At 73.5% G+C, this 15,495-nt stretch carries 13 protein-coding genes and 1 pseudogene; 5 read left to right on the top strand and 9 right to left on the bottom strand.

Features of this window, described 5'->3' with window-relative positions; all coding sequences use genetic code 11:
• Positions 1-215 precede the first annotated feature (215 nt).
• The 7 genes from AC061S_RS17870 to hutU all read right to left on the bottom strand — a co-directional run bounded on the left by AC061S_RS17870 (position 216) and on the right by hutU (position 8,930).
• Positions 216-1,427 carry a hypothetical protein gene (locus tag AC061S_RS17870; RefSeq protein WP_478686933.1) on the bottom strand — a complete coding sequence of 404 codons (1,212 nt, stop codon included), beginning with the start codon at positions 1,425-1,427 and terminating at the stop codon, positions 216-218.
• Positions 1,424-2,482, bottom strand: a complete 1,059-nt coding sequence (locus tag AC061S_RS17865; protein WP_478686932.1) for a COG1470 family protein — start codon at positions 2,480-2,482, stop codon at positions 1,424-1,426. The genes AC061S_RS17870 and AC061S_RS17865 overlap by 4 nt, the downstream gene beginning before the upstream one ends.
• 17 nt (positions 2,483-2,499) lie before the next feature.
• Complete coding sequence (locus AC061S_RS17860) at positions 2,500-3,177, bottom strand: LPXTG cell wall anchor domain-containing protein (RefSeq protein WP_478686931.1); 678 nt, start codon at positions 3,175-3,177, stop codon at positions 2,500-2,502.
• A gap of 210 nt (positions 3,178-3,387) precedes the next feature.
• Positions 3,388-4,566, bottom strand: coding sequence for an imidazolonepropionase (gene hutI / locus AC061S_RS17855; RefSeq protein WP_478686930.1), 1,179 nt, complete (start codon positions 4,564-4,566; stop codon positions 3,388-3,390).
• A gap of 118 nt (positions 4,567-4,684) precedes the next feature.
• A complete protein-coding gene (locus tag AC061S_RS17850) occupies positions 4,685-6,028 on the bottom strand; it encodes a formimidoylglutamate deiminase (protein WP_478686929.1) in 1,344 nt (447 codons plus the stop codon).
• A complete protein-coding gene (locus tag AC061S_RS17845; protein ID WP_478686969.1) occupies positions 6,019-7,209 on the bottom strand; it encodes an allantoate amidohydrolase in 1,191 nt (396 codons plus the stop codon). The genes AC061S_RS17850 and AC061S_RS17845 overlap by 10 nt, the downstream gene beginning before the upstream one ends.
• Positions 7,210-7,244: 35 nt before the next feature.
• Positions 7,245-8,930: a urocanate hydratase gene (gene hutU, locus AC061S_RS17840; protein WP_478686928.1), complete on the bottom strand. Its 1,686-nt coding sequence runs from the start codon at positions 8,928-8,930 to the stop codon at positions 7,245-7,247.
• A gap of 104 nt (positions 8,931-9,034) precedes the next feature.
• Between hutU and AC061S_RS17835 the strand changes: the two genes are divergently transcribed.
• Positions 9,035-10,399 carry a type III PLP-dependent enzyme domain-containing protein gene (locus tag AC061S_RS17835; protein WP_478686927.1) on the top strand — a complete coding sequence of 455 codons (1,365 nt, stop codon included), beginning with the start codon at positions 9,035-9,037 and terminating at the stop codon, positions 10,397-10,399.
• A 464-nt stretch (positions 10,400-10,863) separates the two neighbouring features.
• Here AC061S_RS17835 and AC061S_RS17830 read toward each other — a convergent pair whose 3' ends face one another.
• Positions 10,864-11,451, bottom strand: a complete 588-nt coding sequence (locus AC061S_RS17830; protein WP_478686926.1) for a TetR/AcrR family transcriptional regulator — start codon at positions 11,449-11,451, stop codon at positions 10,864-10,866.
• Between the two features lie 105 nt (positions 11,452-11,556).
• On the opposite strand from AC061S_RS17830, the pseudogene AC061S_RS17825 reads away from it, so the two are divergent.
• Both AC061S_RS17825 and AC061S_RS17820 read left to right on the top strand, forming a co-directional pair.
• Positions 11,557-12,075, top strand: a pseudogene (locus AC061S_RS17825) (FAD-dependent oxidoreductase); the annotation flags it as partial.
• Positions 12,076-12,131: 56 nt separating this feature from the next.
• Entirely contained in the window at positions 12,132-12,728 is a 597-nt protein-coding gene (locus tag AC061S_RS17820; protein ID WP_478686968.1) for an FAD-dependent oxidoreductase, read from the top strand.
• Between the two features lie 18 nt (positions 12,729-12,746).
• Here AC061S_RS17820 and AC061S_RS17815 read toward each other — a convergent pair whose 3' ends face one another.
• Positions 12,747-13,589 carry a MurR/RpiR family transcriptional regulator gene (locus AC061S_RS17815; protein ID WP_478686925.1) on the bottom strand — a complete coding sequence of 281 codons (843 nt, stop codon included), beginning with the start codon at positions 13,587-13,589 and terminating at the stop codon, positions 12,747-12,749.
• Positions 13,590-13,899: 310 nt separating this feature from the next.
• Between AC061S_RS17815 and AC061S_RS17810 the strand changes: the two genes are divergently transcribed.
• Positions 13,900-15,096, top strand: a complete 1,197-nt coding sequence (locus tag AC061S_RS17810; protein ID WP_478686924.1) for an MFS transporter — start codon at positions 13,900-13,902, stop codon at positions 15,094-15,096.
• A 9-nt stretch (positions 15,097-15,105) separates the two neighbouring features.
• Positions 15,106-15,483 carry a hypothetical protein gene (locus AC061S_RS17805; protein ID WP_478686923.1) on the top strand — a complete coding sequence of 126 codons (378 nt, stop codon included), beginning with the start codon at positions 15,106-15,108 and terminating at the stop codon, positions 15,481-15,483.
• Positions 15,484-15,495 lie beyond the last annotated feature (12 nt).

Below are 15,495 nucleotides of genomic sequence, written 5' to 3'. Positions count from 1 at the left end.
CCACGTGATCGGGTAGGGTGCACGCTGTGCGTTGCGAGAACCAAGCGCGTACACCGTGTCGATCGAGAACCAAGACGACACAAGCACCTCCAAGCTTTGCCGTACCAAACCGGGCTGGTTCCAACCCGGCTGGTGTTGATCGTGGAAGACCTGTCGAGTCGCTGACTCGCAGGCAGCGTGAGCCAGGAATCCCCCTGCTTCAGCTGGGGGAGGGTTCAATGAAGTCCCTTCGTCGTCGGACCGTTCTCAGTCGGTGCGGACGTCTGCGGTGCTGGTTCTGATGGAGCCGGCTCCGTGGAGGGATCCGGTGTCCCCGGCGCGCTGTCCGGGGTGAACCACGGCAGTACCGCCGTGGTGGTCTGTGGGGGTTCGGCCGCCGGGGCCGAGCGGGCCATCGGTCCTCGTACGGGGCCCCGCGCGGGTCCCCGTACCGCCGGGATGCGCGGCAGCCGGGCGGTCACCGACGCCGCCGGGTCGGGCTGCGGCCGGTGGCCGCGATGGCGGCCGCCCATCGCCGAGAGACCCGCGCGCGGGCGGACCTTGTCGACGACGGCCATGCCGATCCGGAAGATCCCGGCCGGGATCACCAGCAGGAGCAGGCCCCAGAACAGCAGCACCCCGTACGGGCGGGCCACGCCCCAGGGCTGCGTGGCCAGGACCGTCTCCCCGTACTTGAGGGAGAGGGTGTAGTCCCCGTGGGCGCCGGCGGTCAGGGTGGCGTCGAGGGAGACCTCGGCCTTGCCGCCGGGCGGGATGGTGCCCTTCCAGCGGACCTCTTCCCAGGTCGGTGCGAACACCCCTTGGGCGGTGCCGATCTGGAAGACCGGGTCCTTGACCGCGGCGGAGCCGAGATTGCCCACGGTGACCGTGAACTTCCGGCCGGGCGGGGCCCCGAACCAGGTCAGCACCCCGTCCTCGCCCTTGAGCTGGACTCCGGTGAGCAGGGCGAGCCGGGCCGTGCCGCCCTCGGCGGGCAGGTCGGCCACCGGGTGGTCGGTGATCTTCAGCGGGGCCGCGACGGTGGACTGGTCCCCGTTGACGGAGGTCACGTTGACCACGCAGGGGCAGGGCTTGGGCGGGGCGACCACCGGGAGCTGGGCGGAGAAGTGCCCGTCGTCGGCGACCGAGACGGCCACGCCGTCGGCATTGGCGCAGCTGTTGGTGCCGCCGATCATGTTCTGCCCGCAGACCAGCAGCATCACCATGGTCTTGGCCCGCCAGCCCGTTCCGGTGACGGCTATCTCCGTGCCCTTGGCGGCCTCCTTGAGCGAGACGGCCACCGCGGGTTTGGCCCCGTCGTCCGCGGCGGCCGGGGCCGCTGGGAACAGCGTCAGCGCGCACACCACCAGCCCCGCCAGCCCCGCGCATCCCGCCGCGACCAGGGCCCTGACCTTGCCGCCGTATCTCCCACCGGCCTTGGCGCTCACCTGGGTGCTCCCGTCAACTCGTGTTCCGGCGCTGGGGCTTCTTCGGGTACGGCGCTCCCGTGCGGCGACGGCCCTGGCCCGTCGCCGGACCGGATCCGCCGCTTGCGTTCGAGGAGCAGCGCGGCCGCCGCGACGGCGCCGAGGCCCAGCAGCCCGAGGCCGGTCGAGCCCGCGATCCCCCACGGCACGAACCAGGCCGAGGCGCTCCCCGTGGCGCGGGCGCCGCCGGGGGCCGTGACGGCGAGGGTCAGGGCGACCCGGTCGAACACGGGCGCGCCGGGCCAGGGTTCGGTCAGCTCCACGCGCTGGCCGGGCAGCACCTCGACCGGCAGGGTGCGGGTGCTGCGGCCCGCGACCTTGCCGAAGGTGCCCTCTGCGGTGATGGAGAGTTCGGGGGTGAGCGCCACGTTGCCCCGGTTGACCAGGGTGTACGCGACCCGCGCGGCCGCGCCCTTGCCCCGTACGGCGACGTCCTCGACCGTGAGCGCCGCCAGTGCCGGGCCGCCGACGCGCAGGTGGACCCGTACGCCCACCTCGCGGCCGGACTCGGTGGCGACGACGGCGGCCGGGTGGTCACCGGGCGGGGCGCCGGGCGGCACGGTGACGGTGAAGGGGACCACCGCGCGGGTGCGCGCCGGGACCTTGACCGTCGTGCTCGTGCCGAAGCTGATCCAGAGCCCCGCGCCGGTGACGTGGCCTTCCGAGCCGCCTCCGGCGGCGGGTTCGGCGGAGCGCACGGCGAAGGCCCCGTCCGCCGTGTTGTAGACGTCGGCGCCGCGCAGGGTGATGGTGCGCTCCCGGTCGCTGGTGTTGGCCAGGGCGAGGCGGTCCTCCAGCACCGTGCCGGAGGGACCCGCGACGTAGAAGTACGGGCGTGCGGAGTACGGGCGGGCCCCGGCCTTCGCCGCCGCCGGCGCGCTCCCGGCGACGGGCTCGGCGGTCCAGCCGGGGTCGTCGGCGGCGGCCGGGGCCGCCACCGCGCAGGAGAGCACGGCGGCGGCCACGGCGGCGAGGAGGATCCCGCCGGACCTTCGGGGCGAGTGGAGCACGGGCATGACCGGGTGCGCTCCGTTCAGGACCGGGCCCGCTGGCCGCGCCGGGTCAGCCAGAGCACGCCGGCGGCGCCGGAGAGGATCACGGTGGCGCCTAGGGTTCCGAGGGCGATGGCGGAGTCCTCGGGGCCGGTCTGCGGGAGGCTTTCCCCGGTGGAGCCGGTCGATCCGGTGGCGCTGCCGCCGCCGGGGGCCGTCACGTCGAGTTCGAGTGACGGCTTGGGGCTGTTGCCCGGGGTGCAGGTGGTGGTCGTGCCCATCGCCTTGATCGTGAGCACGCCCGCGGTGAGCGTGACCTTGCCGGACTTCTTGGGCGTGTACGTGCCCGAGAGGTCGCTGATCTTGATGGGGGTGTTGGCCGGAACGGCCTCGGGGTTGGGCGGACCGGAGACCGGTACCGACACCTTCTCCGCGCCGTCGACCACGATCACGGCACTGGGCGTCATCGCGCCCTTGCCGAGCTCGATGGGGCTGGAGGAGACGCCCTTCTGGAAGGACATCGTCAGCTTGTACCCGCTGCCCTCCTTGACTCCCTTGATCTCGATCGGCGAGACCGCCGATTTGTCCCCGATGGGGGTCTTGCAGTCGTACTGGACGTCGACGACGGCCGCATGGGCTGCGGGGGCGGCCAGCAGTACCGCCGCCCCCGCCAGCGCGGAGGCCAGCGCGAGCACGGTGGAGCGTTTCCGGTCGGACACCTTCGTCTTCCCCTCGAACCTTGGGCCACAAGTTACTGACGGCACATCAGATTGGTGGCTCAAGGTAGCCCCGGTGCCTTACGGAGGGAAGACAAAGGACAGCGCCGTATCAACAGCCCGTCCATAGGCTGCCCAGAGGCCGTCCAGGGGCCGTCCAGAGACCGCGGTCCGCACCCGGGGGCGGCCTGCGGCGTCCGGATTCCGGCTGTTTCAGGCCGTCTTGCGGCCCTTCTGCCAGACGGCCGAGACCAGCGGAACGCCCGGCCGGTAGGCGAGGTGGACGTGGCTCGGGGCGTCGAGCAGGGCCAGGTCGGCACGGGCGCCGGGGGTGACGGTGCCGATGTCGGTGCGGCGCAGGGCGCGGGCGCCGCCGGCGGTGGCGGACCACAGGGCCTCGTCCGGGGTCATCCCCATGTCGCGGACGGCGAGGGCGATGCAGAACGGCATCGAACTCGTGTAGGAGGAGCCCGGGTTGCAGTCGGTCGACAGGGCCACGGTGACCCCCGCGTCGAGGAGCCGGCGGGCGTCGGGCCACTGCGCGCGCGTGGAGAACTCCGCACCGGGCAGCAGGGTGGCGACGGTGGTGCCGGCCGCCTGGGCGAGGGCGTCCACGTCGGCGTCGGTGAGGTGGGTGCAGTGGTCGGCGGAGGCGGCTTCCAGCTCCACGGCGAGCTGCACGCCGGGGCCGTGGGAGAGCTGGTTGGCGTGGACGCGCGGGATCAGCCCGGCGGCGGCGCCGGCGGTGAGGATCGCGCGGGCCTGGTCGCCGTCGAAGGCGCCCTTCTCGCAGAACACGTCCACCCAGCGGGCGTACGGGGCGCAGGCGGTCAGCATCTCGCCGGTGACGAGGTCCACGTAGCCGGCCGGGTCGTCGGCGTAGTCGGGGGAGACGATGTGCGCGCCGAGGTAGGTGACCTCCTCGGTGTGCGCGGCGGCGATGCGGAGGGCTCGTGCCTCGTCCTGGACCGTGAGGCCGTAGCCGGACTTGGTCTCGAAGGTGGTGGTGCCCTGGCGGCGGGCCTCGTGGAGGTGGCGCAGCAGGTTCGCTTCGAGCTCGGCGTCGGAGGCGGCGCGGGTGGCGGCGACGGTGGTGCGGATGCCTCCGGCGGAGTAGCTGCGGCCGGACATGCGGGCGTTGAACTCTGCGGTGCGGTCGCCCGCGAAGACGAGGTGGGAGTGGGAGTCGACGAAGCCGGGGATGAGCGCCCGGCCCTGCGCGTCGAACGCCTCGTCGGCGGACGGGGCCTTGTCGGCGGGGCCGACCCAGGCGATGGTGTCGTTCTCGATGACGACCGTCGCGTTTGCGATGAGGCCGAGGGGGGTGCCGTCGCCCAGGGCGGGGTCGTTGGTGACGAGGCTGCCGATGTTGGTGATGGCTGTGGTGGTCATGATCCCTCGGGTCGTCGAGTGGTTTGTTCCCCCACCCCGCCCCTTCCCGAAACCGGGGGCTCCGCCCCCGGTTTCGGGAAGGGGCGGGGTGGGGGAGGGCCCGCCGCAGGCGGAGTGGTCAGCCGCGGAGGGCCGCGATGGTGGCGGCGAGGGCGGACGGGACGTCCTCGACCAGGCTGTGGGCTCCGTCGCGGACGATGTGGCGGCCGCCCACCACCGTGTGGCGCACATCGGCGGCGGAAGCCGCGAAGACGGCCGTCTCCGCGCCGAGGCGGGGCAGCGCCCCGGCCGTACGGACGGAGTCCAGCGCGATCGTGGTGAAGTCCGCGAGCGCGCCCGCCTCCAGGCGGCCCGCCTCCGACCAGCCGAGGGCGGCGTGCCCGTCCTCCGTGGCGGCGGTGAGCAGGGCGTTGGCCGTCCAGTGGCCCCGGGTCCGGCTGCTCAGCCGCTCGTTCAGCTCCATCGCCCGCGCCTCTTCGAGCAGGTCGATCACCGCATGGCTGTCGCTGCCCAGCGAGAGCGGACTGCCCGCGCGCTGGAGGCGCACGGCCGGGCCGATGCCGTCGGCGAGGTCGCGTTCGGTGGTGGGGCACATGCAGGTGCCGGTGGCGGTGGAGCCCAGGAGGGCGATGTCCGCGTCGGTGAGGTGCGTGTTGTGCACCCCCGTGGTGCGCGGGCCGAGCACCCCGTGGTCGGCGAGCAGCCGGGTCGGCGTGCAGCCGTGGGCCGCCAGGCAGGCGTCGTTCTCGGCGGTCTGCTCCGAGAGGTGGACGTGGAGCGGGGCCCGGCGCTCCTCGGCCCAGCGGGCCACGGTGGCCAGTTGCCCGGCCGGTACCGCGCGGACCGAGTGGATCGCGGCGCCGATCAGGGCGTGTTCGCGGGGCTTGAGGGCCGAGACCCGCTCCGCCCAGGCGTCGGCCGTGGAGTCGGAGAAGCGGAGCTGGTGGGGCTCGGGCGCCTGTCCGAAGCCGGACGAGAGGTACGCCGTGTCGAGGAGGGTGATCCGGATGCCGGCCTCGGCGGCGGCCGCGATCAGGGCCTCGCCCATGGCGTTGGGATCGGCGTACGGGGCTCCGCCCGGGGCGTGGTGGACGTAGTGGAACTCGCCCACCGCCGTGATGCCGGCCAGCGCCATCTCGGCGTAGACGGCGCGGGCGAGCGCGAAGTAGCTGTCGGGGGTGAGGTTCTGGGCGACCTTGTACATGAAGTCGCGCCAGGTCCAGAAGGTGCCGCTGCCGACCTGCACGGTGGAGCGCAGGGCCCGGTGGAAGGCGTGGCTGTGCGCGTTGGCGAGGCCCGGGACCGTCAGGCCGCGCAGGACCTCCGCTCCCGGGGGCGGGGTCTCGGTCCCGGTCCGCAGGGCGGCGATCCGCCCGTCGTCCATTCCTACGTCCAGGGCGACGCCCGGCTCGACATGGGTGCCGAGCCAGGCGTGCTCCAGCCAGTACGTCTTCAGCGGCACGCGAGGCCTTCCAGTACGTCGGCGAGGGCGAGGACGCCTGCCACGCAGTCGTCCTCGGCGGCGAACTCCCGCGGGGAGTGCGAGACCCCGGTGGGGTTGCGTACGAACAGCATGGCGGTCGGGAGGGCCGCCGAGAGGATTCCGGCGTCGTGTCCCGCGCCCGTGCCGAGCACGGGGACGGACCCGCCGAGGATCCGGTTCATCTCCTCGCGCAGGGCGTGCTCGAACTCGACGACCGGGGTGAAGGACTCCCGGACCACGTCCAGGTCGATCCCCTCCTGGTCCGCGCGCTCGCGGGCGGCCTTCTCGATCGCGGTCACGACCGTGTCGAGGGTGGCCTGGTCGGCGGCGCGGGAGTCGAGCCAGCCGCGTACGAGGGAGGGGATGGCGTTGACCCCGTTGGGCTCGACGGCGATCTTCCCGAAGGTGGCCACGGCCCCGGCGAGGGCCGCCTCGGCGCGGGCCGCGAGCACGGTCTGCGCGTAGGTGAGCATCGGGTCGCGGCGGTCGGCCAGCCGGGTGGTGCCGGCATGGTTGGCCTCGCCGCGGAAGTCGAAGCGCCAGCGGCCGTGCGGCCAGATCGCGGAGGCGATGCCGACCCGGTCCCCGGACAGGTCGAGGGCCCGGCCCTGTTCCACGTGCAGTTCGACGAAGGCGCCGATGCGGGCGAGGCGTTCGGGATCGGCCCCGATGGCGGCCGGGTCGTATCCGGCCGCCTCCATGGCCTGCGGGAGGCTGACGCCGTCCGCGTCGCGGAGCTCGTACGCCTTCTCCTTGGTCAGCTGCCCGGCGCTGAGGCGGGAGCCGACGCAGGCGAGGCCGAAGCGGGCCCCTTCCTCGTCACCGAAGTTGGTGATGGCAAGTGGCCTGGCGAACTCCGCTCCCCTCCTGCGGAGTTCGTCCAGGGCCGCGAAGGAGGACACCACCCCGAGGGGGCCGTCGAAGGCCCCGCCGTCGGGGACGGAGTCCAGGTGCGAGCCGGTGACCACGGCGTCCCCCGCGAGGGGGTCGCCGAGCCAGGCCCACTGGTTGCCGTTGCGGTCGGTCTCGTACGCGAGCCCGCGCGCCTCGGCCTGCGCCCGGAACCAGCTCCGGCAGTCGGCGTCCGCGCCGGTCCAGGCGTAGCGGCGGTACCCGCCGGAGTCCGCGTGGCGGCCGATGGGCCGGAGCTCGGCCCACATCTCGTGGAACGAGGCTCCGGCCGTAGCGTCCTCGCTCACGCGTCGTCGCCCTCGCGCATCGGGATGCGGACGTCGCGCTCGTCGGCGACCGTCTCGGCGATCTCGTAGCCGGCGTCGACGTGGCGGATGACGCCCATGCCCGGGTCGTTGGTCAGGACGCGGCGGATCTTCTCGCCGGCGAGCTTGGTGCCGTCGGCGACCGTGACCTGGCCCGCGTGGATGGAGCGGCCCATGCCGACGCCGCCGCCGTGGTGGATGGAGACCCAGGAGGCTCCGGAGGCCACGTTGACCATGGCGTTGAGCAGCGGCCAGTCGGCGATCGCGTCGGAGCCGTCGAGCATGGCCTCGGTCTCGCGGTACGGGGAGGCCACCGAGCCGCAGTCGAGGTGGTCACGGCCGATGACCAGCGGCGCGGCGAGCGTCCCGTCGGCGACCATCTCGTTGAAGCGCTCGCCGGCCTTGTCGCGCTCGCCGTAGCCGAGCCAGCAGATGCGGGCGGGCAGGCCCTGGAAGTGGACGCGCTCGCCGGCCATCTTGATCCAGCGGTGCAGGGACTCGTTCTCGGGGAAGAGCTCCAGCATCGCCTTGTCGGTCTTGTGGATGTCCGAGGCCTCGCCGGACAGCGCCGCCCAGCGGAAGGGGCCCTTGCCCTCGCAGAACAGCGGTCGGATGTAGGCGGGGACGAAGCCGGGGAAGGCGAAGGCGCGCTCGTAGCCGGCCAGCTGGGCCTCGCCGCGGATGGAGTTGCCGTAGTCGAAGACCTCGGCGCCCGCGTCCATGAAGCCGACCATGGCCTCGACGTGCGTGGCCATGGACTCGCGGGCGCGGGTGGTGAAGCCCGCCGGGTCCTTGGCCGCGTAGTCGGCCATGTCGTCGAAGTCGACGCCGACGGGCAGGTAGGCCAGCGGGTCGTGGGCGGAGGTCTGGTCCGTCACGATGTCGATCGGCGCGCCCTCGGCGAGCATCTGCGGGAGGAGGTCGGCGGCGTTGCCGAGCAGGCCGATGGAGAGCGGCTTGCGGGCGTCGCGCGCCTCGACGGCGAGCTGCAGCGCGTGCCGCAGGCTGTCGGCCTTGACGTCCAGGTAGCGGTGCTCGATGCGGCGGTCGATGGCGCGCGGGTCCGCGTCGATGCAGATGGCGACGCCGTCGTTCATCGTCACGGCCAGCGGCTGGGCGCCGCCCATGCCCCCGAGGCCGGCGGTGAGGGTGATGGTGCCGGCCAGCGTTCCGTTGACCCCTCCCTTGCCGATTGAATGCAGCTTGGCGGCGACGGCCGCGAACGTCTCATAAGTGCCCTGCAGGATGCCCTGGGTGCCGATGTAGATCCACGAACCGGCCGTCATCTGGCCGTACATGGTCAGGCCCAGGTTCTCCAGCCGGCGGAACTCCTCCCAGTTGGCCCAGTCGCCGACCAGGTTGGAGTTCGCGAGGAGCACGCGCGGCGCCCACTCGTGCGTCTGCATCACGCCGACCGGGCGGCCGGACTGGACGAGCATCGTCTCGTCCTGCTTGAGGGTCTGGAGGGTGCGGACCATCGCGTCGTACGAGCGCCAGTCGCGGGCGGCCTTGCCGGTGCCGCCGTAGACGACGAGCTTGTCGGGGTGCTCGGCGACCTCGGGGTCGAGGTTGTTCTGGAGCATCCGCAGCGCGGCCTCCTGCTGCCATCCCAGGGTGCTCAGCTCGGTACCTCGCGCGGCACGTACGGGGCGGGGTCCTGACATGGCGGTGCCTCCTCCGGTGTTGGTCGATCTATTCACATCCTTCCCTCCTGAATAGATTCAGTCAACAGCTGCGGGCGGACGCGCCGGATGATGGGATGGCGGACATGGCAGCCGACGCACACGCGCACCCCGCCACAGATACCGCCGAGGCCGTCGCCCGGCGACGGGACCTGGCCGTACGGGCCGTCGTGGAGCAAGGCCTGATCCACGAGGACGCCCCCCTCCTCTGCCTGCTCGACACGGCCGGCATCCGAGCCTCCGCCACCGCCCTGACCAGCGCCTTCACCCAGGCCCTCGCCCCCGGCACCCCCGTCCTGCACGCCTTCGCCGTCAAGGCGGCCCCGCTCGTCCCGGTACTGCGGCTGCTCGCCGACGCCGGGCTCGGCTGCGAGGTGGCCAGCCCCGGCGAGCTGGCCCTGGCCCGCGCGGCCGGGGTGGCGCCGGAGCGCATCGTCCTCGACTCCCCGGCGAAAACGGCCGCCGAACTGCGGGAGGCCCTCGCCCTGGGCGTCGCGGTGAACGCCGACAACCGCCAGGAGCTGGAACGGCTCGACGCCCTCGTCGCGACAGCGGTCACCGCTTCCCCGATCGGCGTACGGATCAACCCGCAGACCGGAGCCGGCAGCATCGACGCCCTGTCCACCGCCACGGCCACCTCGAAGTTCGGCATCGCGCTGCGCGATCCGGGCGCGCGCGAGTGGCTCGTACGGGCCTACCTGGACCGGCCGTGGCTCACCCGGCTGCACACGCACTCGGGCTCCCAGGGTGTGCCGCTGGCGCTCATCGCCGAAGGAGTACGGGAGCTCTACACCCTGGCCGAGGAGATCAACGAGGCGGCCGGGCGGCGACAGGTCGACACCCTGGACATCGGCGGCGGCCTGCCGGTGAACTTCACCTCGGACACGAGCACCCCCACCTACGCGGAGTACGTGAGCACGCTGCGCGCGGCCGTCCCCGGGCTCTTCTCGGGGGCCTACGGGCTGGTCACGGAGTTCGGGCGGTCCCTGACGGCCAAGCACGGGCTGGTGCTGTCACGCGTCGAGTACACGAAGACCACCGGCGGGCGGCCGATCGCGCTCACGCACGCGGGGGTCCAGGTGGCCACCCGTACGGTGTACGCCCCGGCGGCCTGGCCGCTGCGGATCCTGCCGTACTCCGCGAAGGGGGCTCCGCTGACGGGGCCGGTCGTTGCGCAGGACATCGCGGGGCCGGCGTGCTTCGCGGGCGACCTGCTGGCGGCGGCGCGGGAGCTGCCGCTGCTGGCCCCCGGGGACCTGGTCTGCGTGCCCGACACGGGGGCGTACGCCTTCACCGCGCACTACGGCTACAACAGCCTGCCGCGGCCGGCGGTGCACGGCTTCTCCGTGGCCCCCTCGGACGAGGTCCGCTTCGCCCTGGCCCGCGCGGCCCAGCCCCCGTCCGCGATCCCCGCCGAAGCGGGCGCAGCCACCCCCGACGCCCTCCTCTGACACCCCGAGGGCCGCGCCCCCAAGCCCCCGCTGCGCGGGCCGAAGTCCCCTACCCGCCCTTCCACCGTTCCCAGGGCCAGCCCTGACCCGCGCCTCAAACGCCGGCGGGGCTGAATGCGAGGTACCGGTCTGCGCCCGAACCCCTGGGGCTCCGCCCCAGACCCCGGTCCTCAAACGCCGGACGGCTGAAAGGAACAACCCCGGGCGGCTGAAAGGACCCAAGACCGGGCGGCCGAAAAGGCCCAACGTCGGGCGGCTGGAGAAACCCACCCTCCGGCGGCGGCGCGGTCGGCGGCGGCCCGGGACGGGGACGGGGGCGGGGTGGGGTGTCGGCCGGGACGTAAAGCGTGATTTGTGGCGCAGGTACACCCACCCACTGTCGAAGCTGCGCACAAGGCGCCTAAATCATTCAGTCCAGGCCGACACCCCACCCCGCCCCCGGCACCGGCCCCCACGCGGCACCCTCAGGGGGTGGACAGGAGGGTCGCCTGCAGGGCCGGGGTCAGGGCCTCGATCACCGCCTCCGGCGGGAGCGCCGCCATCGGAGGGAGGCGCAGCAAGTAGCGGGTCAGGGCCAGGCCCAGCAGGTGGGTGGAGACCAGACCCGCCACCCGCAACCCCCGCTCGGGCCCGAGCACCGCAGCCAGCGCCGGCGCGACCTGGGAGGCGAAGACCTCCCGCATGCGCGCCGCCGCCGCCTCATTGGTCACCGCGGAGCGCAACAGCACGAGCAGCGCATCGTCCGCCGGATCACCTTCCCACCGCTCCACGAAGTGCCGTACGAGCACCCGCGCCAACTCCCCCGCCGGGACCCCCGACAGATCCGGGAGCCGCAGGTCCACCGCCAGCGCCGCGTCGAAGAGCCCCTCCTTGCTGCCGAAGTACCGCATCACCATCGACGGGTCGATCCCCGCGTCCGCCGCGACGCCGCGGATCGTCGTCCGTTCGTACCCCTGCGCGGCGAACCGCTCCCGCGCCGCCCGCAGGATCGCCGCCTTGGTCTGCCCGCCCCGGGTCTCCCCGTTCGCCCCGCCCACCACGTCTCGCGTCATGCCAACAAGCGTAGGCCAACAACCGTTGACATACCACAGCGGCCGCCGCATCCTTGAGTCAACAACCGTTGGCCAACAACCGTTGGCATCCAGGAGGAGAACACCATGTCGCTCCCCGCCACCACCCGCGTAGCCATCGTCGGCGCCGGCCCCACCGGCCTCGCCCTCGCCCTGACCCTCGCCGAGGCCGGCATCGACTTCGTGCTCCTGGACCGGCAGGCCGCGGGCGCCAACACCTCCCGCGCCGCCGTGGTCCACGCCCGCACCCTGGAGGTCCTCGACGAGCTCGACCCGGCCACCTGCGCCGAGCTGGTCCGGCGGGGCACGGCCGTCACCCGGTTCCGGATCCGCGACGGCGCCCGCCCGCTCGCCGCCGTCTCCTTCGACGGCCTGCCCACGGCCCACCCGTACGCCCTGATGGTTCCGCAGGACCAGACCGAGGCCGTGCTCCTCGGCCGGCTGCGCGCCCTCGGCCACGAGGTCCACCGCCCGTACGAGGTCACCGCCGTCACCCAGGACGCCGCCGGGGCCACCCTCACCACCGCCACCGGCGAGACCCTGCGGGCCTCCTACGCCGTCGGCGCCGACGGAATGCACAGCACGGTCCGCGAGGCCGCCGGGATCGGCTTCACCGGCAGCGCCTACGAGGAGTCCTTCGTCCTCGCCGACGTGACGATGGACTGGACCCCGGGCCCCCGGGAGGTCTCCCTCACCTTCGGCGGCGCCGGCCTCACCGTGGTGGCCCCGCTCCCCGGAGGCCGCTACCGCGTGGTCGCCACCGTCGACGAAGCCCCCGCCGAGCCCGACCTGCCCTTCGTCCAGGCCCTGCTGGACGCCGCGCCCCCGGCCAGGCCACCGTCACCGACGTCGTCTGGTCCTCGCGGTTCCGGGTCCACCACCGGGTCGCCGACCGCTACCGCGCCGGCCGCCTGCTGCTCGCGGGCGACGCCGCGCACGTGCACAGCCCGGCCGGCGGCCAGGGCATGAACACCGGCATCCAGGACGGCCACGCCCTCGGCCGCGCCCTCGCCGCAGCCGCCACCCACGCCGATGGCCACGCCCACACCGACGCCGACGCCGCCCTCGACGCCTACGGGGCCACCCGCCGCCCCGTCGCCCTGCGCGTGGTGGCGCTCACCGACCGGATGACCCGGATCGCCACCACCCGCAACCCCGCCCTGCGCGCCGTACGCAACACCCTGCTCCCGCTCCTCGCCCGCGGCCCGGCGCTGAACAGGCGCCTCGCCACCGAGCTGGCGGAGCTGAACTACCGCTGAGCCCCCTCCACCCCAGGACTATTCGACGAACAGCCCGCGCGCCGCGGCCCGCGCGTCGAAGGCCTCCAGCCGCGCCTGCGCGTCCGGCAGCGCGTCCGCCATCGCCTCCAGCAGCACCCGCCCCAGCAGCATCGGCGCACACGCCGTGTCGAAGGCCAGGCCGGTGCCCACGGGCGCCGGGATCAGCAGGTCGGAGTGGCGGGCCACCGGGGCGAAGGCCGAGTCGGCGACCGTCACCACGGTCAGCCCGGCCCCCCGCGCGTGCTCCAGGGCCTCCGCGACCTCCTTCGGATGCCGGGGCAGCGCGAAGCACAGCAGCGCCGAGGCCCCGGCGCCCGCGGCCGCGTCGATCCGGTCGGCGAGCATCGAGCCGCCCTCGTCGAGGAGCCGCACGTCGGGGTGGACCTTCGCGGCGAAGTACGCGAACCCGCGCGCCTGCGAGGACGCCGCGCGCAGCCCCAGTACGGGCAGCGGGCTCGACCCGGCCAGCAGCCGCCCCGCCTCCCGTACCGGCTCCGGGTCGGCGAGCATCGCGGAGAGCTGACGCAGGTTCTCGATCTCGCCCTGCACGGCCTGCTGGTACTCGTTGTACGCGTCCTCGTCCCCGCCACCGGCCCGCTCGGCGGGGGCCACCTCCCGCAGATGGCGGCGGAGCGCGGGATAGCCGTCGAAGCCCAGCGCCACGGCGAACCGGGTCACCGACGGCTGGCTCACCCCGGCCAGCTCGGCGAGCTCCACGCTCGACAGGAACGGCACCTCCGCCGCCCCGCGCACCATGCAGTGCGCGATGCGCCGCTGGGTCGGCGTCAGCCGGTGCCCCTCGAACAGCTTCTGCAGCCGGGCCGCAGGGCTCTCGCTCATCCCGTTCCCCTCCGTCCCGTCCGCCGGGCGGCCGGGCGGCCACCGACGGGATATTCAGTCACCGAGCACTCTGCATGCGGTTATGCAGGACGGCAACCCGCGCCCGCGATCCGAGACCTCGGCGCAGTTGTCGCACCCCGGATCAATTCGTTTGACCGGCCGGCCGCCGGGCCTTGATCCTCAAGGCTCGGCCGCCGAGATCCGCCGGTCAACACCCCTTCTCATCCAAGCGAATTGGCCCCCCATGGCGTCTTCGTCCGTCTCCGCCCCATCCCTGCCCGGACCCCACCTCTGGACCAGGAACTTCAGCTTGTTCTTCACCGCCCGCATCGTCTCGATGCTGGGCGACACGATGATGCCGGTCGCCTTGGCCGTCGCCATGCTCTCCCTCGGCTACGGGGTGAGCGGCATCGGGTACGCGCTGGGCGCGTGGATGGGATCCTTCGCCCTCTTCATCGTCTTCGGCGGGGTGATCGCGGACCGCTTCCACCCCCTGCCGCAGATGATCGGCGCCGACGCGGTCCGGTGCGTGGCGCAGGGCTCCTTCGCCGTCTACCTCTGGCTCGGCCACCCCACCCTGTGGTTCGTGATCGGCGGATCCGTCCTCGGCGGCATCGCCACCGCGATGTTCCAGCCGGGCACCGCCAGCCTCGTCCCCCAGGTCTCCACCGACCCCACCCGGGCCAACGGGGTGCTGCGGGTGAGTCAGGGGATGGCCACGATGGGCGGGCCCGCGCTCGCCGGCGTCCTCGTCGCCGCCACCTCGACGGCCTGGGTGTTCGTGATCGATGCCGCCACCTTCGCGATCAGCGGGATCTGCCTGCTGGCTCTGCGGCTCCCCCGCTTCGAAGCCGACCGCTCGCAGTCCACGCTCACGAACCTGCGGGAGGGCTGGGACGAGTTCCGCTCCAGGTCCTGGCTGTGGGCGGTGATCCTGATCTGGTGGGTGCTCGGGGTCTTCGTCTGGGGCCCGCTCACCCCGCTCGGTGCGGCCTCCATCATCGAGGAGCACGGCAAGGCCGCCTTCGGATACGCGGAGGGCGCCTTCGGAGCCGGCTGCGTCCTCGGGGGCCTGGTCGCGATCCGCCTGCGTCCGCTCAGGCCGCTCCTCGGCGGCGGCTTCGCGATGTTCCTGTTCCCGATGATGCCGCTCGCCGCAGCCCTGGTCCCGGCGCTGCCCCTGCTCATGCTCGGCTATGCGGTCAGCGGCGTGGGCTGGGCGTTCTGGGGCGTGCAGTGGTCCACCACGGTGCAGACCCAGATACCGCAGGACCGTCTCAACCGGGTGACCGCGTACGAGGTCGGCGGCTCGATCCTCGCCATTCCCCTCGGCCAGGTCCTCTCGGGCCCCGCCAGCGGCCACTTCGGCGTCCGCCCCCTCCTACTGGCCGGCGCCGCGATCAGCCTCGGCTGCGCCCTCGCCCTCATCGCCGTCCGCCCCGTCCGCCGGCTCGTGCGCCGCGATACGGGGGCTAACCCCAGTGCCGTCGCGGTCGGGGCTTCCTAGGCTGGCGGGATGGAGTCCCAAGAGCTGAAGAAGGAACTCTCCGCCACGCTCGACGCCCGGCGGGAGCTGGGAGCGGAGTACGAGGCCGCACTGGTGGACTCGTTCGTCGAGAAGGTCGACACGCAGGTCCGACGGCGCCTCGCGGAGGAGCGGCTGTCCGCGGCCCGCGGCACACCCCCGGGCACCGCACAGTCCCCGGAGGGCAACTTCGGCGAGCGCTTCGGCTTCGCGATCGTCACCCTGGTGCTGGCGATCCCGCTCTCCGCGATCGGCGCCGCCCACGCCGATCTCAGCGGCCTGGTCGTCGCCTGGCTCGGCATCCTGGGCGTCAACTACGTCCACGCGGCGAAGTTCCGCCGGCGCCGGAGCCCGGACTCCCTGGACTGATCCGCCGGGGCC

It is taken from the genome of Streptomyces sp. CA189, from assembly GCF_056428985.1.
The sequence above is the reverse complement of the archived record's forward strand: the minus strand, read 5'-3'. Positions and strand labels throughout refer to the sequence as shown.